Source organism: Vibrio sp. L3-7 (assembly GCF_963898195.1).
GTDB classification, from domain to species: Bacteria; Pseudomonadota; Gammaproteobacteria; order Enterobacterales; family Vibrionaceae; genus Vibrio; species Vibrio echinoideorum.
On record NZ_CAWQUW010000045.1, the window covers coordinates 72,787 to 90,684 of the forward strand.

Annotated in this window: 15 protein-coding genes and 2 tRNA genes; 8 read left to right on the forward strand and 9 right to left on the reverse strand. The window is 44.3% G+C overall.

Translation table 11 applies throughout. The annotated features are described in order from the left end of the window. Window positions 1–40: 40 nt before the first annotated feature. Together AACW75_RS20475 and AACW75_RS20480 are read left to right on the forward strand one after the other, a co-directional pair. A tRNA-Tyr gene (locus tag AACW75_RS20475) sits at window positions 41–125 on the forward strand. 103 nt (window positions 126–228) lie between these two features. Then, a tRNA-Tyr gene (locus AACW75_RS20480) sits at window positions 229–313 on the forward strand. A gap of 665 nt (window positions 314–978) precedes the next feature. On the opposite strand, the gene AACW75_RS20485 is transcribed toward AACW75_RS20480, so the two are convergent. Continuing rightward, window positions 979–1,887 (reverse strand): Tim44 domain-containing protein, encoded by a 909-nt coding sequence (locus AACW75_RS20485; protein WP_017073565.1) that lies wholly within the window; start codon window positions 1,885–1,887, stop codon window positions 979–981. Between the two features lie 197 nt (window positions 1,888–2,084). Here AACW75_RS20485 and AACW75_RS20490 point away from each other — a divergent pair, with 197 nt between their 5' ends. From AACW75_RS20490 to AACW75_RS20500, 3 genes are all read left to right on the forward strand, one after another. After that, complete coding sequence (locus tag AACW75_RS20490; RefSeq protein ID WP_017073566.1) at window positions 2,085–2,675, forward strand: TetR/AcrR family transcriptional regulator; 591 nt, start codon at window positions 2,085–2,087, stop codon at window positions 2,673–2,675. 17 nt (window positions 2,676–2,692) lie between these two features. Next, window positions 2,693–4,567, forward strand: a complete 1,875-nt coding sequence (locus tag AACW75_RS20495; RefSeq protein ID WP_145570394.1) for an MFS transporter — start codon at window positions 2,693–2,695, stop codon at window positions 4,565–4,567. Window positions 4,568–4,815: 248 nt separating this feature from the next. Then, a complete protein-coding gene (locus tag AACW75_RS20500) occupies window positions 4,816–5,736 on the forward strand; it encodes a YeiH family protein (protein WP_102553055.1) in 921 nt (306 codons plus the stop codon). A 138-nt stretch (window positions 5,737–5,874) separates the two neighbouring features. On the opposite strand, the gene AACW75_RS20505 is transcribed toward AACW75_RS20500, so the two are convergent. The 7 genes from AACW75_RS20505 to AACW75_RS20535 all read right to left on the reverse strand — a co-directional run bounded on the left by AACW75_RS20505 (window position 5,875) and on the right by AACW75_RS20535 (window position 13,580). Next, a complete protein-coding gene (locus AACW75_RS20505; protein WP_017073568.1) occupies window positions 5,875–6,039 on the reverse strand; it encodes a hypothetical protein in 165 nt (54 codons plus the stop codon). Window positions 6,040–6,195: 156 nt separating this feature from the next. Continuing rightward, window positions 6,196–7,638, reverse strand: a complete 1,443-nt coding sequence (gene menE / locus AACW75_RS20510) for an o-succinylbenzoate--CoA ligase (protein ID WP_145570391.1) — start codon at window positions 7,636–7,638, stop codon at window positions 6,196–6,198. A 52-nt stretch (window positions 7,639–7,690) separates the two neighbouring features. Continuing rightward, the gene (gene menC / locus AACW75_RS20515; protein WP_017073570.1) at window positions 7,691–8,698 is read right to left on the reverse strand and encodes an o-succinylbenzoate synthase; all 1,008 of its coding nucleotides are present in this window, start codon (window positions 8,696–8,698) and stop codon (window positions 7,691–7,693) included. Window positions 8,699–8,772: 74 nt separating this feature from the next. Next, window positions 8,773–9,639, reverse strand: a complete 867-nt coding sequence (gene menB, locus AACW75_RS20520; protein WP_010439547.1) for a 1,4-dihydroxy-2-naphthoyl-CoA synthase — start codon at window positions 9,637–9,639, stop codon at window positions 8,773–8,775. A gap of 93 nt (window positions 9,640–9,732) precedes the next feature. Further along, window positions 9,733–10,542, reverse strand: a complete 810-nt coding sequence (gene menH / locus AACW75_RS20525; protein WP_145570389.1) for a 2-succinyl-6-hydroxy-2,4-cyclohexadiene-1-carboxylate synthase — start codon at window positions 10,540–10,542, stop codon at window positions 9,733–9,735. 9 nt (window positions 10,543–10,551) lie between these two features. Beyond that, entirely contained in the window at window positions 10,552–12,276 is a 1,725-nt protein-coding gene (menD, locus tag AACW75_RS20530; RefSeq protein WP_145570387.1) for a 2-succinyl-5-enolpyruvyl-6-hydroxy-3-cyclohexene-1-carboxylic-acid synthase, read from the reverse strand. Next, a complete protein-coding gene (locus tag AACW75_RS20535; protein WP_029224854.1) occupies window positions 12,273–13,580 on the reverse strand; it encodes an isochorismate synthase in 1,308 nt (435 codons plus the stop codon). Before AACW75_RS20535 ends, menD begins: the two co-directional genes overlap by 4 nt. Before the next feature lie 296 nt (window positions 13,581–13,876). On the opposite strand from AACW75_RS20535, the gene AACW75_RS20540 reads away from it, so the two are divergent. From AACW75_RS20540 to AACW75_RS20550, 3 genes are all read left to right on the forward strand, one after another. Then, the gene (locus AACW75_RS20540) at window positions 13,877–15,109 is read left to right on the forward strand and encodes a pyridoxal phosphate-dependent aminotransferase (protein WP_145570385.1); all 1,233 of its coding nucleotides are present in this window, start codon (window positions 13,877–13,879) and stop codon (window positions 15,107–15,109) included. Window positions 15,110–15,278: 169 nt separating this feature from the next. Continuing rightward, on the forward strand, window positions 15,279–15,863 hold the full coding sequence (yfbR, locus tag AACW75_RS20545) for a 5'-deoxynucleotidase (RefSeq protein ID WP_017073576.1): 585 nt from the start codon (window positions 15,279–15,281) through the stop codon (window positions 15,861–15,863). Between the two features lie 54 nt (window positions 15,864–15,917). Further along, on the forward strand, window positions 15,918–17,261 hold the full coding sequence (locus tag AACW75_RS20550) for an anti-phage deoxyguanosine triphosphatase (protein ID WP_145570383.1): 1,344 nt from the start codon (window positions 15,918–15,920) through the stop codon (window positions 17,259–17,261). Between the two features lie 31 nt (window positions 17,262–17,292). Here the strand turns inward: AACW75_RS20550 and AACW75_RS20555 are convergent, their stop codons facing one another. Further along, the gene (locus AACW75_RS20555) at window positions 17,293–17,892 is read right to left on the reverse strand and encodes a tRNA-uridine aminocarboxypropyltransferase (protein WP_017073578.1); all 600 of its coding nucleotides are present in this window, start codon (window positions 17,890–17,892) and stop codon (window positions 17,293–17,295) included. Window positions 17,893–17,898: the final 6 nt, after the last annotated feature.

The following is a 17,898-nucleotide window of genomic DNA, read 5'->3' on the forward strand; positions in this document are numbered from 1 at the left end:
ATCAATTTAGGCTTACTTTGTGAAGAGTAAGACACACCCTGGAGGGGTTCCCGAGTGGCCAAAGGGAGCAGACTGTAAATCTGCCGGCACTGCCTTCGATGGTTCGAATCCGTCTCCCTCCACCATATTCTTCTTACCTCTTTTTAAGAGTTAAGAGAACAACCTGATTGATGGGCTTATGGGAAAACATCAATTTAGGCTTACTTTGTGAAGAGTAAGACACACCCTGGAGGGGTTCCCGAGTGGCCAAAGGGAGCAGACTGTAAATCTGCCGGCACTGCCTTCGATGGTTCGAATCCGTCTCCCTCCACCATACTATCCTTAATTGGAAAATCGAAAAGCCAACTCATTGAGTTGGCTTTTTTCGTTTCTGAACTTTATATGTTAATCCCGATATCTCTAAGCTTTGAACTCCGACCCAAAACTGTTGTGATTGTTCTTCTGCAATTCAGCAAGGGTTCAATCCAATATCAGTCATTCCATACATCAGGATGACGTTCATAAACCAAGTCAGCTGGACAACCTAAGCAATTTGTAGAAACTGGTTCCTCACACTTTGAGTGATTTTCTGTTTCTGACAAAGCGTCATCTCATGTTCTAGTATGGGTTCAAAGGACATTGTGATCTCAGTTGAAAGTCTCTTTCGCTATTAAAATAGCCCTACATGTAGATTAATCGACTTCAATAACAAGAGATATCCAATAAGATTTCTCGCGATGGCAACCCTATTAGCTCAAGTCAATAAAGGTTATCTAGCACAATCAACAAGTTTTCTTCTGTAAGATTTAAATTAGACCCTAACTCGTTGCCCTTATGATTCAAAGTGACTAGATTTCCAAGTATTAGCGTTTCATACCGTCATAGTTTTAAACCACCCGAAACAAAAAAGCCCCTACTGATTTCTCAGTAGGGGCTTTCTATTAATCAGCGTAATTTCTGAAAACGACAACACCGTAGTGCTGTCGCTAAATATCAGAATTAACCTTGAATACCAACAATTAGCCAAGGCGCATTGTCAGTCGTTAGGTCACGTTCTAAGTGCCAGATATCAGTAATATCTTCTTCAACGCCATCTGCAGTGTCACGGTAGCGACCGCTAAACTGTAGGCTTAACTGCGCTTTGCTGCCGTCATGGTCTGCACGAACGATTTCAGCATCAACGTACATTACGTCTGTGTGCTGATCACCTTCTAGCTTGTCACGTTCAGATTTTAGGTCTTCAAATAGGCTTGGAGACACATACTCTTCAATCGTATTCAGCTCGTTGTGGTTCCATGCACCTTGCAGTGTACGGTAGTGCTCACGAGAGCCATTGATGAAAGCCGCTTGATCAAAGCCCGGTGGGTAGTTATGCGGAACATCGCTTTGTGAACCAAAACCGAAGCCACCAGCCGCACCTTGAGATTGAGGTTGTGCTTGCTCGAAGTTATGAACATTTGGCTTTTGCTCAGGTTGTTCAAACTTGTTTTGCCCCATGCCGCCGAATGCTGGCTGCTGGCCACGTCCATTCTGCTGATTCATGGAACCCTGCTTCGCCCCCAACATTCCGCGTAGGAATTTGAACGCAAGGAAAGCAATCAGACCCATGATCAGAATATCCATGAACTGGATACCTTCAAATGCACCACCAAAGAATGCTGCTAATAGACCACCCGCAAGTAAACCACCTAGCATACCGCCCATAAGCCCTTTACGGCTGGAGTTAGCTGCTGTGTTCTTACCCGTTTGATCTTGTCGGATCGAATTCGTGTTTTGTTGTTTTGGTGCTGGAGCCGTTTTAAAGCTTTTGCCAAATGACTTACCACCACCAAACTTTTTCGCTTCCGCGATTGGCGTCACCGCGACTGTTACCAACAGGATCGCGACTAGTGAGAAAAATCGTTTCATTATTATCCTTTATAGGTTTCTTTATCTTTCGACACCTTAATCATACTCGTTAACAAAGAACAATGAAATATTCACGGCGTTTACACATGTATCATAATATTGCGGCTATTAATTGGTTACTTAATTAGCGAAAGGATTGACGGCAATCGGGGGCAGCATTAAAATATTGAACGATGTTCATTTACTAGAAAAGACTCATGGCAAGAAGAAACGATCATACTCGCGAACAATTGGTGCAATTAACTTTAAAGACAGTGACCGACTTCTTAGCCGATCACTCCTACCACGAGTTAAGTCTACGAAAGATTGCCAATATGATTGGGTACGTGCCTAGTACTCTGGTTAATGTGTTCGGCAACTACAACTTGTTGCTTCTGCATGTTGTTGCCCAAACTCTAGACGAACTCGCGTTAGAGTCCGCATCTGTCGTAGAACAATCGAGCAATCCTAAACAAGCGTTGTTTAACCTTGCTTACTGTTACCACGACTACGCGCAAAAGCACCCGCACCGCTGGCAGCTTATCTTCGAACACAATATGAATGGCGAAAACCTTCCTGAGTGGCAATCAAACCGAATCGATAGAATGACCGGTATGCTAGAACAGTTACTTATTGCGATCGCTCCAGAGCACACAGAAAGCGAAGTGGTTAAAGCGAGCCGAGTGTTATGGTCAGGTGTGCACGGAATTACTCTACTCAGCGTTGATGACAAGTTTTTCGCGTCAGAGCCTATTGATGGTAAAGAGTTGATTAACAACTTAATCTCAAACTACTTAACCAACTGGTAATCATCCAAGGAAAGATAATGAACAATAGCAGCCAATCTTCGCTGTTAACGCAAAAAAGGTTCCTACCCTATTTTATTACCCAGTTTCTGGGAGCCTTTAATGACAACATATTCAAAAATGTTCTTTTGCTGTTTGTTGCTTTCGCGAGCATAGACACTCTTCCTATTTCCAGTAATTTGTTCATTAATTTGGCCGCTGGCCTTTTTATTTTGCCCTTCTTCCTATTTTCTGCTTTGGCCGGTGTACTGGCTGATAAATACGAAAAATCTTGGTTTATCCGTAAAGTTAAGCTTCTTGAAGTAGTGATAATGTCACTGGGTGCAGTCGGATTTATCTACGAAAGCTACGGAATATTACTTTTACTATTGTTTCTCATGGGAACGCAAAGCACTTTCTTTGGCCCAGTGAAATATGCCCTGCTTCCACAGCAGTTAGAGACAAAAGAACTGGTTTCCGGTAATGCCTTAGTTGAAACAGGTACATTCTTAGCTATTCTGATTGGCACTCTCGGCGCTGGTATCATCGCGTCAGAAGAGAGCGCGAAGCTTATTGCAGCGGTGTGCATTGTTTCATTTGCAGTTCTTGGGTACATATCAAGTTGCTTTATTCCTGAAGCACCAAGCAATGCGCCTGACTTAAAAGTGAAGTGGCAACCTGTAAAATTAACTCGTGCCACACTCGCGATTGCCAAAAAAGACCGCCCTACTTTCCAAGCATTGATGTCAATCAGTTGGTTCTGGTTCCTTGGTGCGGCTTACCTAACTCAATTCCCTAACTTCACAAAACTGCATCTGAACGGCACCGAAAGCTCGGTCGCGTTTTTGCTGGCGCTATTTTCGGTGGGCATTGCGATCGGCTCCCTGGCTTGTGACAAATTATCCAATCACCGAATTGAAATTGGTATCGTGCCAATGGGCAGCCTAGGTATTTCAGTATTTGGTCTATTGATGGCGATATCGATTCCTGAATCCTTGCCTCCGTTCGGATCATTCCACGAATTTCTAACGCATTCCGAACTATGGCCATTGTTTGCTTATCTGCTACTACTTGGGATTTCTGGTGGTATATTTATCGTTCCGCTTTATTCCTTAATGCAGTTACGAGCAAAACCAAATGAGCGAGCGCAAGTGATCGCAGGGCTCAACATTTACAACTCATTGTTCATGGTGGGAAGCGCCATTCTGGGCATCATCTGCCTTAGTGTACTTAAGCTTTCAATTCCGCAATTGTTTATGTTGTTGGCGCTTTTGAACACTTTAGTGATGTTTTGCTTGTTTTATCAGGTGCCTATCTATGCTTTCCGTTTTTTCACTTGGGTTGTAACTCATACTATGTATCGGGTTAAGCACAAGAACTTGCATCATTTGCCTGAAAAAGGCGGAGCGTTGATTGTCTGTAACCATGTGAGCTATATGGATGCATTGCTACTTACTGCCGTTTGCCCGCGCTTGATTCATTTTGTAATGGAAGAAGACTATGCCAAGCTCCCGCCATTACGACGTTTCTTGAAACGAGCTGGGGTTATTCCTATCTCATCGACTAATCGAAACTCAATGCGTAACGCTTTCAAAACAGTAGAACAGGCGCTGCATGAAGGCCACATCGTCTGTATTTTCCCTGAAGGAAAGCTTACCTCAGACGGTGAAGTCGCCGAATTCATGCGTGGCATGGAGTTAATTCTCAGACGTTCCCCTGTATCCGTTATTCCAATGGCGCTCAAAGGGTTGTGGGGAAGTTACTTCAGTCGTTTTAAAGGAAGAGCATGCAAAGGCTTACCAACTCGTTTCTGGACTAAGCTAGAGATAGAAGCTGGAGAGCCTATTTTACCGAAAGATGCGAATTGCGAGACACTGCGCCAGGCCGTTGCTGAACTTCGTGGGCCGTTACGCTAAATAGCGGTTAACTAAATGGTGTGAACTACATCGCAATAAGTTAAATAGCGAGTCGCTAAATAACATTAACGAAGCGGTACTCAGCACAACAATATCCAGCCACATTTATATCGATGAAAAAGTAGCCCTATAAACAAGCGTTAAGTTTTCCTTAACGTTTGTTCAATTCATTTAGACTTACTTACCATTGAGTTAGGCGTATAGTCTTACACTACGCTGCCATCACTAAAAGTGACAACCCGAATATAATGAACCTAAAAAAGTCTATTCCATTTTATCTTGGTGCTCTATTTTGCTTAACCCCTTGGGTAAGCTCACCGACTGCACTCGTTATCGGTTTTCTTCTTGCGAGTTTAGGTTTAGTACCTGAGCACTTGGAAGTCGGTAAACTAACAAAGAAGCTACTGGCCTATTCGATTGTTGGCTTGGGCTTTGGCATTCAGTTTGAAAAAGCACTGGCGGTAACCGGCGATGGAATTGGTTTGATTGTCACGACTATAATCGGCACGCTAGTCGTAGGTTGGTTCTTAGCAAAACGAATGGGGCTGGATCGCACCACGGGTTACCTTATCTCTTCTGGTACCGCAATTTGTGGTGGCAGCGCGATTGCAGCGGTAGCTCCAGCGATTAAAGCAGACGATGAACAGATTGGCTTGGCGTTAGCCACTGTATTCGTATTGAACTCAATCGCTCTATTCTTATTCCCGATGATTGGCCATGCGCTTGATCTAAGCCAGCAAACCTTTGGCACATGGGCTGCGATAGCGATTCATGATACCTCTTCAGTTGTTGGTGCCGCATCAGCGTACGGCGAAGAAGCACTAACGACCGCAACAACATTGAAGCTAGCACGCGCACTTTGGATCATCCCAATCGCGTTGGTCAGTGCAATGATTTTCAAGAACGATCAAAAGAAGATTACGATTCCCTACTTCATTTTCTTCTACTGCGCTGCTATTGCGATTAGTGACTTGCTGCCACAATTTGAGATGGTCTACCAAGGTATCTTTGATGTCTCTAAGCGTGCATTGGTGGTATGTCTATTCTTGATTGGTTGCGGTATTTCCGTTGAGAAACTGAAAGCAGCAGGGCCAAAGCCATTGATGTTCGGTATTACTATGTGGGTGATGATTTCTACCGGATCACTAGCGTGGTTAACGCTCGCCTAAACCGCTGAAAAGTACTTTAGATTCGTTAGTGCTCGTTTAGTTAGTAACAAACTAGCGAACAAAAAAACAAAAAGGCAAAGCTCCAGTGGGCTTTGCCTTTATCGTTTATAACGTACATATCTACAATTGAAACTGTCACTAATCAAACAGGGGCTTATCACTCTTGTTACTCTCTCTTTTCATCAAAACAAGTACCACAACCAGTACAAATGCAGTGAGTTCAGCTAACGATCGAGTCAGACCTGACGAAGTAACCGCTTGTCCTATCTGCAGCAAAACCGCAATAATGAGGGCAATTTTCATAATAAGACCTTATTCTATAATCCGTTATTTATAGGGCTTATTATGATGGATGGTTATAAAGATAATAAATTCTGTTTTGAACTATCTAATTGCTAAATTAACTAACCGTCTTCCAATCTAGCAAACGACACACAACTTCCAGAGCTTTACGGCTTTTTAGTTCCTACGTTGAAACAACCAAAATGCCAAGCCTGCTCTCGATACTTTGATCCCCTGCTGTTCTTGCTCAGGCATTTGATAATACTCGATAGGAAATTTGAATCGCTCTAGGCTCCCTTGTAACTGTTCTGCGAACCAACCTTTGGTAGGTAATTCATCACAATCGATAATCGCTACAGGTCTAAAACCAAACTCACGGTCTTCAACAGGGATGACAAAAGCCTGTTTAACCTCAGATAATTGAGTTAGCGCTCGCTCAATTTCTTCGCAGTGAATGTTCTCGCCACCAGAAATAAATTGGTTATCCGCTCGGCCAATAATCGACACTTGTTCGCCGTCCCATTCACCGAGATCTTTACTATCAAACCAACCCTGAACATCCACCAAGGGTGTTAATTCACCTTGATGGTAATAGCCAGAAGCCAGTGTATCGCCACCAATAAAGATTCGTTGGTCTTCAATTTTCAATTGTCGATGATTAAGCACAAACCCTGCGGTGCGAGTTGAATCAACAGGCTTAGCCGTCACAGTCGAAGCCGCTTCTGTCATACCGTACCCAAGCCAGGTTTCAATACCCATCTGTTTAGCTTGAAGACCAAGTTCTTCTGGAATATGGCTACCGCCCAAAAGTACATGAGTCAAAGTAAGTGCTTGCTTACTCTTCAATAACCTATGCAGTTGAGTCGCGACCAATGAAGCATGACTGCACCCCTCAATATCCGTTTCGAGTTGGCCTGATCCTATTTTGATACAACCACCAGCCGCCAACCAACGATGAACAATCGCCAAGCCCGACACATGGTACATAGGTAAACTAAGCAACCAAGTATCGTCTTGTTCAAAACAAAAAACGTCGAGTAACCCTTGCGCTGAACACAAGTGTTGTTCAAGTGTATGGGCAACCGCTTTGGGATTCCCGGTAGAACCAGAAGTGAATACGATAGTGGCTAAACAATTAGGCTCAAAACAAGAATCAGCTTTAGTTTGAGGCTCAATAAAGCCAGTAGCTGTGTTTATTTCTGACAGCTTTTGCAATGAAGGTAACGTCAATAACTTAACATTCAGAGGGAGGACTTCAGATAACTCTATTCCACAGCTGTCTAACAACCAAACAAAGTTATTATCGTTTTCACTATAGAGAGAATCGAGTTTCTGTTTTAGGCGAGAAACAGGCTGAGGCATCGTAAACGCACAAACCACACCCAAATTGAGTGCGGCAAGATAAACAGGAATCACTTCAGCCTGATTCTTACCAACAATCGTCAGTACATCACCTTCAGATAGGCCTTGACGAGACAACTGTTGTTGGTACTCACTCACTAACGCTGATACTTGCTGCCAAGTGTAAGCACGCTTAGGAGTCACTAACGCTGTTTGATGTGGGTTCTGCTGCGCCCACTGTACCCAGAGCGGGTGATGATTAGATTGTGGGCGCATCATAAGATAACCAAGTTATAAATTGAGAACGGTCTAAGCCAATCGAACGATCAGCCTAAGAAGACCAAATCAATTGCTGTTGTTCAAGCGTTGAAACTGGAAGCTGACAACCCGGCCAAGAGACTTCTAGCTGTTGCTGATACAAGCCAATCGTATCAAGCCCTGGAACTTCATTAGGCAAGTATTGCTGTGCCAATCGAGCAATCTGAGTTAAACCAAGGCTCGACTCTATGCTTGAGCTCAATACAGGTTTAATACCAAGTTGTTGAGCACGTTCAATGATTGCAATACAGCGCTCTACCGAGCCAATCAGAGTCGGTTTGATGACAATCGCTTTAGCACCTGTCAAATCACTCAGGTTAAATTCAGGGCTTCGTACCGCTTCTTGCAAAGTCTCATCCCACGCAATCGCCACACCGTGATCAATAGCAAATGCCAAGCTATCTTCTGGCTTCAGGCAAGGCTCTTCGATAAAGCTAATACGCTGACGCAGCGAAGGCGAAATGTACTTAATGAATTGTTTCGCTTTTTCTGGTTTCCACGCACGGTTAGCATCAAGTCTTAACGTTAAGTCAGGAATCGATTCAAGGAATAAGCTCACTAGCATGCCATCACGAATTGCTTCATAAAGCCCAACTTTTACCTTAGCAACCTTCTCGCCTTTCATCTCATTGAGCACAGGGATCAATTCATCTGGATCTCCTGTACACAACGGCGCCGCTTGGTAGTTGCCTTCTGCGTTGAGATCACCTCGTAATTCCATCATCGCCATCGAGAAACCAAATGCGACAGAAGGGTGCAGTTCATCAAACGGCGTTTGAGGATTATTGTGGCTCCAAAGCTCTAGTTCGTGTTGCAGTTGAATACCGGCTTGTTCGGTATCTTCTTGGCTAAAGCCGGGTAAGGGAGCAACTTCGCCAAACCCCGTTTTACCGTCGCACTCAAGTTGGATTATATAACCCATTCGTTCGCTCAACTTATTATCACGAAGTATCACGCCGCTATCCATAGGTAATTGATAACGGTAGAGTTTAGCTTGGCGCTGAGAATTCACTGAGTTCATTAGGTTTCCTAAAAAGCGGGAACATTAAAACAAAACGAGCCGCTATTAGCGACTCATTCTGAATAGGAGTAAGACTATGGGTTACGCGGGAATTTGTCGAAATCAGGTCGACGTTTCTCGTTAAACGCATTTCGGCCTTCTTGGCCTTCCTCTGTCATGTAAAACATCATTGTCGCGTTACCCGCTAGCTCTTGTAGACCGGCTTGGCCGTCACAGTCTGCGTTTAGTGCGGCTTTCAAGCAACGCAGTGCCATTGGGCTGTGTTGAAGAACTTCACGACACCAACGAACGGTCTCTTTTTCTAGATCAGCAACAGGCACGACTGTGTTTACTAGACCCATATCCAGTGCTTCTTGAGCATCGTAGAAACGACACAAGAACCAAATTTCACGCGCTTTCTTCTGGCCAACGATACGAGCCATGTAAGAAGCACCCCAGCCGCCATCAAATGAACCCACTTTTGGGCCAGTCTGACCGAACTGTGCGTTTTCAGCTGCGATAGTAAGGTCTGCCATCATGTGAAGTACATGACCACCACCGACTGCCCAACCAGATACTGCTGCGATAACCGGTTTTGGACAAGTACGAATTTGACGTTGGAAGTCTAGTACGTTCAAGTGATGAGTACCTGAATCATCTTGATAGCCACCGTAATCACCACGAATACTTTGATCACCACCAGAACAGAACGCCTTCTCACCAAGACCCGTTAAAATGATCACGCCTACTTTCTCGTCGTAACGAGCATCAGCCAGTGCATTGATCATCTCTTTCACGGTTTGTGGGCGGAACGCATTGTGTACTTGAGGACGCGCAATCGTGATTTTCGCAATACCATCGTCAGATTTGTGGTATTGAATATCTTCAAATTGACTGCTTTCATCGCGCCAGTTAACGGCTGCGTAAAGTTCTTCTTCGGTGATGCCTACTGTTTTAGCCATGGTGATTCCCATTGTTCTATTAGAGAACACAACTATCGAATAGTCGTGACGGTGTTGCTCTGCTTTTGATAGCGCTTTGTACGAGATAATCGCTCAATCAGTTTTGCGACGACTGGCGATACATTGAATTATCAGATTTGAAAACAGCTCTGGTTGCTCAAAATGAACATTGTGACCTGCGTAATCTACCTGACTATATTCAAAGCCACTATTCTCAGCTAGCTCCATGAATTTACGATCTTTTTCACCACACACATAATGCAATTGATGCTCATGAGATTTCAATGTGGCACGTAAATCCGGTTGCTTCGCTAATGAAGTCGATAACAACATATTTGCTACGGATACTCCAAGGTTACCACTACGCTTTATGACCAAAGTTTGTCTTTGCTCATGATTTAGTGAAGAAAAGACGCTTTGCTGATACCAATCGTCTAAAACATCCTCAATTGACTGCTGCGCAAAGCGAACAGCCCACTGCGTATCATGTACTAACCTCTGTGTTCTTTCTTCATCACACTCTAAGCCAAAGTTGCCACCTTCAATGATGACTTTCTCTAGGTTGAGCGTTTCAAAGCAAGGACTTGTTACTCCATACATGGCTAACCTTCCTCCCATCGAGTAGCCAATCATTACGATAGGATAATCCATAGGAAGGTCATTGAGAGCCAGCTGAGCAGTGATGCACTGAACGATTTTCTTGCAGCAATGATCAAAGCCTACTGGGTCGATAAAGCGACTTTGTCCGTGCCCGGGCAAATCTATGCAAAGACGAGGAAAATCTTCGAGAAATGGATGACATGCACTCCAATCATCCCCACTTCCGAGTAAACCATGTAAAAAAACAAGCAAAGGTTTGTCAGAAGATACTTTTGAAGCTGGGTAATAATTGGAGTAAAGCATGTAAAGTCCTTAGGCTAATGCCTCTGTGAGCATTGAACTGAATTGTTTCAGTAAAGTAGACGCTTGTTCGGGAGGCGTCTTAACTTCAACGATCAAGGTACCCTGACCTTGCTCGAAATGTTGGTCGACAATATTTTGATAGCAATTCAAAGTTTCAGGTACAGCGTAACCAAGCTGAAATTGCGCAGCAGCATGTTCAAAGCTGAAACCATGAGGCATTTGATAAAGTGACTGTTTTTGTTGCTCAGGAACCGGCAACAAATCAAAGATCGCCCCACCGTCGTTGTTAGTCACAACAATAACCATTGGCGTTAAATTATGAGTCAGCAGAGCCAGCGAGTTGAGGTCGTACAACAAAGAGGTATCACCGAGCAACATCAATAAAGGGTTTTGATTAGCTTTCACCACGCCCGCAGCCGTCGCCACCAAGCCATCAATGCCCGATGCACCACGATTACTGTAAACTTGATTCGCAGATATTGATGACAGCATATCCACCAGCCTTACCATCAAGCTGTTTCCCACAAACAACTCTCTGTCTTTAAGTCTAGTCGACAAATCAACGGCAACACTTAACTCCGTCAGTTGGTCGTTATTAGATATCTGTGCCAACACTAATTGTTGAACTGTACTCGCAACTTCCATCAAAGGTTCAGCCCAGCCTGCATGTTGGCCTAACAAGGTTGGTAGATGCTGACCCGATATCCATGAATCAATATTTCCAACAATATGAATTTGAGGCAGGTGATCTTGGTTTATGCGATGCGTGTCTGGTGAAACAACGATGTATTGTGATGAATTGAATCGTGCTGCTTTCGACTTTATCCATTGGTTAAGTCGCTTAGAAACAATGCGCTCACCAAATTGAAGAATGAAATCACATTGGTTAAGTTGCTCTTTGGCTATATCACTCTGCATCCACAGATCATAGTGTTTCCAATCGCTGCTTACGCCCGATTGAGGATCGCAGAAGATTGGCCAACCTAAAGCTGATGCAAACTGTTTTGCTTTTTTCGCGGCTTTATTATCGATAGAGCCAATAATCACCACACCTTTACGGGCAACGTAATCGCCCGGCGCGACTGGCTGTTTATTCAAATGGTTAGGCAAGTAGGTATTGGAATACGGGCTTGTCGAAGCTTTCCACCCTGCAATACTGGCCGTGTAATCAGCATACATTTCAGCACTGTTCGCTGAATAGAGAGGCTCAGGGAACGGACAATTAATATGAATCGCACCGCCAACACTTTGTTGTTTCGCGAGCGCGTTATCAACCGATGTCAGTAGCCAATTCAAGGGAATTTGTGTGGTTGGACTTGGTAAATTAAGTGCGCTTTCAACATGGGTCGAAAAGATTCCCTGTTGTTGAATCGCTTGGTTTGCACCACAGTTAACTAAATCAATGGGTCTATCAGAGGTCAACAAGATCAACTTCTCTCGTGTCAGCCCAGATTCAGCCGTCGCAGGCAGCAGATTCGCAACGGCTGTACCCGATGTAACGATCACGGCAACTGGCTTTTCACTGGCTTTAGCTAAACCTAAAGCTAAGAATCCAAGACCGCGCTCATCAAAGTGAGTATGTAGAGTTAGCTTGGAGTTAGCTTCTGCTTCGAGTGTTAACGGCGTTGAGCGAGAGCCTGGCGCGACACAAACATGTTCCACGCCACTGCGTGCCAGCTCTTCAAGTAATGTGTTACACCAAACTCTATTTAATACGGCTTGGTCGTGATTCATGATGCCACACCTAAAGGTGGGTGATCTGAAATCAAACTCAGGAGAGTCGACATCTTCTTATTCAACTCTTGCCACTCATGCTCAGCGACTGATCCCGGTACGATCCCTGCTCCGGCAAACAGTTGTACTTGATCGTTTACAACCAAGGCACTTCGAATCGCCACACAGAATTCAGCGCGTTGATGACTGATATAGCCAACCGATCCTGCATACCAACCTCTTGCAAATGGTTCATGTTCGAGAATGAAGTCCATCGCTTCTTTGCGGGGTAAGCCAGCGACTGCGGCAGTTGGCTGCAATGAACTCAGTAACTGAACACCATTAACACCCGAATTAAGTTGCGCGTGAATATTGCGTTTTAAATGTTGGACCTTACGTAAACGTACCAGGCGCGCGTCTTTTTCAACGTGCACCGTTTGGGAATGAGGAGTCAGACGCTCAATAATATCGTCAACCACATACTGATTCTCATTGAGGTTTTTGCTGTCTTGAGAAAGCCAATTGGCTAACTCCATATCCTCGGTTGCGTTTTCCCCGCGACCAATGGTTCCAGCAAGAGCTTCGGTATCAAGCTCAGTACCATGTCGGCTGTATAAACGCTCTGGCGTCGAACCAATAAAGCTGTGTTTAGAGTCCAACACCAACATAAAGTGAAAGCTGTGGTGATTCTGCAGATAACTGGCTTTAAGTAATTGAGCGGCACAAATTGGCGCATCGAGCTGTAATGTGGTTTTACGAGCCAAAACAACTTTCTTGTACTCTTCGTCGCTGATGCCTTTAAGCACTTTATCAACTAAGTTACCCCACTGCTCTCTTTCTGGAACATGGTTAATCTGTTCGATATGGGCAGACAGCGGAGCCAGTATTGCCGCTTCGACAGAAAGCTTATTCAAAGCATTAATTGAAGCAACACGATCAGGAGATAAATTAACCGCTAGCGACCATGTATTGTCAAAGCGAATCAATTCAACCTGTGGAAGGAAAAAGAACGATTCCATACAACGACGATTTTTTGCGGTATGTCCGTCAAACGAACGTCCACCCCAGATTCGTTGTTCTTTACCAAGAATTGCATACGCAGGAGCGGGATCGGAGAAAGTATGCAGTTGGCCGAGCGCAACGACCTCTTCACGAGTATCGCGTGACTGCCAATAGAACTTAGGAAAGAGCGGTTGAGCATGAAGCCATTCAATAAATGCAAACGATGGTTTTTGCGTTAGAACTTCAACACAACGAACTTCGCTTGTTTGGGCATTTTGTACTCGCTCAATCAAAGCGGAGATAGTTTGCTGGAAATGTGACAAATCGACCTCGTTCACATCTAAATTATTATTATATTAGTTTGATACTTTATGGGCAGCACCCACTTAGATCAAGAATGTATAAAATCTTTTGAACATTCCTGTGATTCTAAGCGATTCAGCCCTCTTATTCACCTTAACCAATGCCCAATAAAGCGATTAATTAAAATTTAGAGAATAGTGACAACAAAAAGACCAAACGTGACACTGAAATGCGACATTCATCAGATTTTTATTCTATCAAACTTCATTTTGCGGTACTTTAATAAAGTATTTAAATTAATTTCAGGAAATCGGCAATGCAAAATATCGGGATGTCGTCAAAACTCAACAGCGTATGCTACGAAATCAGGGGGCCTGTACTCAAACATGCTAAGCGCATGGAAGAAGAAGGGCATAAAATACTGAAGCTTAATATTGGTAACCCCGCCCCATTTGGTTTTGACGCCCCTGATGAAATCCTTGTTGATGTAATCCGCAACCTACCGACATCTCAAGGTTACTGCGATTCAAAAGGCATCTACTCAGCCCGTAAAGCGGTTGTTCAGCACTATCAGAAAAAAGGTCTACGTAACCTTGATGTCGAAGACGTTTACATTGGTAACGGCGCATCAGAGCTTATCGTTATGTCTATGCAGGCGCTACTGGATAATGGTGATGAAATCTTAGTTCCCGCTCCGGATTACCCACTGTGGACAGCGTCTGTTGCGCTTTCTGGTGGCACACCGGTTCATTACCTATGTGATGAAGATGCAGATTGGTATCCAGACCTAGCTGACATGCGTGCAAAAATTTCACCAAAGACACGCGGTATCGTTCTGATCAACCCGAACAACCCAACGGGCGCGGTATACAGCCGAGACTTCCTACTACAAGTGGTTGAGATTGCTCGTGAACACGGCTTGATTATCTTCGCGGATGAAATCTACGACAAAGTGCTTTACGACGGCGCTGTACACACATCAGTGGCAACACTGGCTGAAGACGTATTAATGGTCACGTTCAACGGCTTGTCTAAGGCTTACCGTGTATGTGGCTTCCGTGGTGGTTGGATGTTCTTAACGGGTCCTAAACATATCGCGAAAGGCTATGTTGAAGGGCTAGAAATGCTGGCCTCAATGCGTTTATGTGCCAACGTACCGATGCAGCACGCCATCCAAACCGCACTGGGTGGTTATCAAAGTATCAACGAACTCTTGCTACCCGGTGGTCGCTTACTTGAGCAACGTGACCGCGCATGGGAACTGATCAACAAGATTCCAGGTGTGTCTTGTGTGAAACCTAAGGGTGCTATGTATCTGTTCCCTAAGATTGACACCAACATGTACAACATCAAAGACGATCAGAAATTTGTACTCGATTTCCTTAAGCAAGAGAAGGTACTACTGGTTCAAGGTACTGGTTTTAACTGGCCAAAACCAGATCACTTCCGCATCGTGACTCTGCCGCACATCGAAGATCTAGAAATAGCAATTGGTCGCCTCGAGCGCTTCTTGCAGACTTACAGCCAAGACGAGCTCACTGGCGATTAATGAACCCAAAGAGAAATGACTACAATTTACTGTTTTAAAAGACTTTAACTTGTATTCATTCACTTCTATGCTTAAAAGGCTCCTGTTTAGGAGCCTTTTTTGTATCCGCTGTCTCGCACTATTTATGAGAAAACAGCTGCGAGTGGAGCACCGTTTAGAAAGGACGATCATGAAACAAAGCCATTTCTTTGCCCATCTAGCACGCATGAAGCTTATCCAGCGTTGGCCCCTCATGCGCTCAATCTCCAGCGAAAATATTTCTGAACATAGCCTACAGGTGGCTTTCGTCGCGCACGCCTTGGCGCTTATCAAAAACAAAAAGTTCGATGGTCAACTCAACCCTGAACACATTGCACTGCTTGGTATGTACCATGATACCAGTGAAGTGCTAACTGGTGATTTGCCGACGCCGGTTAAATACTACAATCCAGATATCGCCCAAGAGTATAAGAAGATAGAAGCGGCAGCAGAACAAAGGCTGCTTTCGATGCTGCCAGAAGAGTTTCAAGATGACTTCGCCCCATTCTTAATATCCGGGACGGCAAGCGAAGAAGAACAAAGCATTGTGAAACAAGCAGACACTATCTGTGCTTACCTAAAATGTCTGGAAGAACTCAGCGCGGGCAATCACGAATACGAGCAAGCTAAACGCAGGTTGGAAGAGACTCTCGAACAACGTAAAAGCCCAGAAATGGATTACTTTCTCACCACCTTTGCACCGAGTTTTGAATTATCACTAGACGAAATCAGCTAGCTAGGTATAACTTGAGTGTAATTAGCTAAATAAATCAGATTGATAGGTGCTATTTTGACTGTCCAACTCGAACCATCATTTGAACTCGCACAAGAATGGCAACATCGAAATGATGATGAACATAAAATAAGACGTGATGACCACCGCAGCCCGTATCAACGCGATCGTGCTCGCGTGCTTCACTCTGCTGCATTTCGTCGTCTGCAAGCCAAAACGCAGGTACACGGCACCACAGTAAATGACTTCCACCGTACTCGCCTTACTCACTCGTTAGAAGCGGCGCAACTGGGTACAGGTATTGTCGCGCAGCTGAAAAAAAAACAACCCGAGTTCCGAGACCTATTACCTTCAGACAGCTTGATTGATTCCCTGTGTTTGGCACACGATATTGGCCATCCGCCTTATGGACATGGTGGTGAAGTCGCACTCAACTACATGATGCGCGACCATGGAGGCTTTGAAGGCAATGCCCAAACATTCCGAATTGTCACGCAACTGGAACCTTACACCGAAAATCACGGAATGAACCTATCAAGGCGAACTCTGTTAGGGTTGATTAAGTACCCATCTCTACTCAGTGAGGTTCAAGCTAAGGCTCAATCTCAACCGGTTAAACACCAACGACAGCTCCGTGCTAGGGATTGGATGCCAGCAAAAGGCATTTACGACCACGATGAAGAGCTCTTTAACTGGGTACTGGAGCCGCTTTCAATTAACGATCAGCAACTTCTAAAGCAAAAAAGAAAATCACACACCGAACCACTTGAGCACAACAAAACTAAGTACAAATCACTCGACTGTTCCATCATGGAGTTGGCTGACGACATCGCGTATGGCGTGCACGATTTGGAAGATGCGATTGTGTTAGGTTCAGTGACCAAAGCACAATGGGTCGATTCTGCTTATCCTCAACTCAAAGAGATGGCTGATCCTTGGATTTGTGAACACTTGGATTCAATTACAGAGATGTTGTTTTCAGGTGAGCAATATCGCAGAAAGGATGCGATTGGTGGGATAGTCAACGCACTACTAACCAGTATCTCGATTGAGCCTGTTGATGAAAATTTTGAGAATGTGCTACTCGCTTACAATGCAGTGCTCGAACCGAGTATGGACGCCACACTAGATAAGCTGAAACATTTCGTTAGCGAGTTTGTTATCCAAGTCCCTCAAGTTCAGGTCATTGAATACAAGGGGCAGCAAATCATCATGGACATGTTTGAGGCATTCAGTGCTGACCCTGAACGCTTACTCCCATTGCAGATCAAAAAACAATGGCTACAACACCAAGACGATTCAAAAAAGATGCGCGTGATAGCGGATTACATATCTTCAATGACCGATGACCTTGCGCAGAAAATGCATCAGCAATTGTTCTCAGCTCATACAGAGTTTTAAGTGCTCAATCGCTTGAATATCTGGTAACGAATTAATCTAAATAGTTTTTTTCGAAGACACCTGGCGGCATTTGATTGATTTGAAACTGAATCATTTGGTCAAATGCCGTTAACAACGGACTAAAATCGCCATCACTCTCTAACAAGCTCAACAAATGATAACCCGCTTCGACGGTTGAAAGGCTGTTTTCACTGGGCGCTTTGCGAATTCGATAATTACCTTTGAGGTCTTTTGGCAAATGTACGGTTTTCAATGCGTGTAAGTTATTGGAAACCTGCCACATTTTGAACGCCTTTTTCCACGTACCGTCCAGTAAAATTACACGTAGCTTTTTGCTTGGACAGGTTGCTGACTCAACAGAAACAGAATTTTCACTCGGGTATAAAATCACGTGTTGGTAATGCTCATCAGCCAGCAACGCGTTAAGTTGTACATTGTTTGAAAAGTCTTCCCCTACAAGCGTCACGCTGTTATTTAGAGATAGTGAGAGGATACGCGCGGTTCCCATAGGGCGGTGCTCTTCAGATGGGTGCTGAAGAATGATAAGCTCAACGTTCGATTCTAGTGGTGTAACCCACTGACAAATACAAGCTTTCAACGCTTTACTGCATTGGGGGCAATAACGAGACATGGATTT

Excerpts from the sequence above, each read along its gene's own strand:
- AACW75_RS20485 (WP_017073565.1), bottom strand. The coding sequence starts at position 1,887 with ATGAAACGATTTTTCTCACTAGTCGCGATCCTGTTGGTAACAGTCGCG.
- AACW75_RS20490 (WP_017073566.1), top strand. The coding sequence starts at position 2,085 with ATGGCAAGAAGAAACGATCATACTCGCGAACAATTGGTGCAATTAACT.
- AACW75_RS20495 (WP_145570394.1), top strand. The coding sequence starts at position 2,693 with ATGAACAATAGCAGCCAATCTTCGCTGTTAACGCAAAAAAGGTTCCTA.
- AACW75_RS20500 (WP_102553055.1), top strand. The coding sequence starts at position 4,816 with ATGAACCTAAAAAAGTCTATTCCATTTTATCTTGGTGCTCTATTTTGC.
- AACW75_RS20505 (WP_017073568.1), bottom strand. The coding sequence starts at position 6,039 with ATGAAAATTGCCCTCATTATTGCGGTTTTGCTGCAGATAGGACAAGCG.
- menE (WP_145570391.1), bottom strand. The coding sequence starts at position 7,638 with ATGATGCGCCCACAATCTAATCATCACCCGCTCTGGGTACAGTGGGCG.
- menC (WP_017073570.1), bottom strand. The coding sequence starts at position 8,698 with ATGAACTCAGTGAATTCTCAGCGCCAAGCTAAACTCTACCGTTATCAA.
- menB (WP_010439547.1), bottom strand. The coding sequence starts at position 9,639 with ATGGCTAAAACAGTAGGCATCACCGAAGAAGAACTTTACGCAGCCGTT.
- menH (WP_145570389.1), bottom strand. The coding sequence starts at position 10,542 with ATGCTTTACTCCAATTATTACCCAGCTTCAAAAGTATCTTCTGACAAA.
- menD (WP_145570387.1), bottom strand. The coding sequence starts at position 12,276 with ATGAATCACGACCAAGCCGTATTAAATAGAGTTTGGTGTAACACATTA.
- AACW75_RS20540 (WP_145570385.1), top strand. The coding sequence starts at position 13,877 with ATGCAAAATATCGGGATGTCGTCAAAACTCAACAGCGTATGCTACGAA.
- yfbR (WP_017073576.1), top strand. The coding sequence starts at position 15,279 with ATGAAACAAAGCCATTTCTTTGCCCATCTAGCACGCATGAAGCTTATC.
- AACW75_RS20555 (WP_017073578.1), bottom strand. The coding sequence starts at position 17,892 with ATGTCTCGTTATTGCCCCCAATGCAGTAAAGCGTTGAAAGCTTGTATT.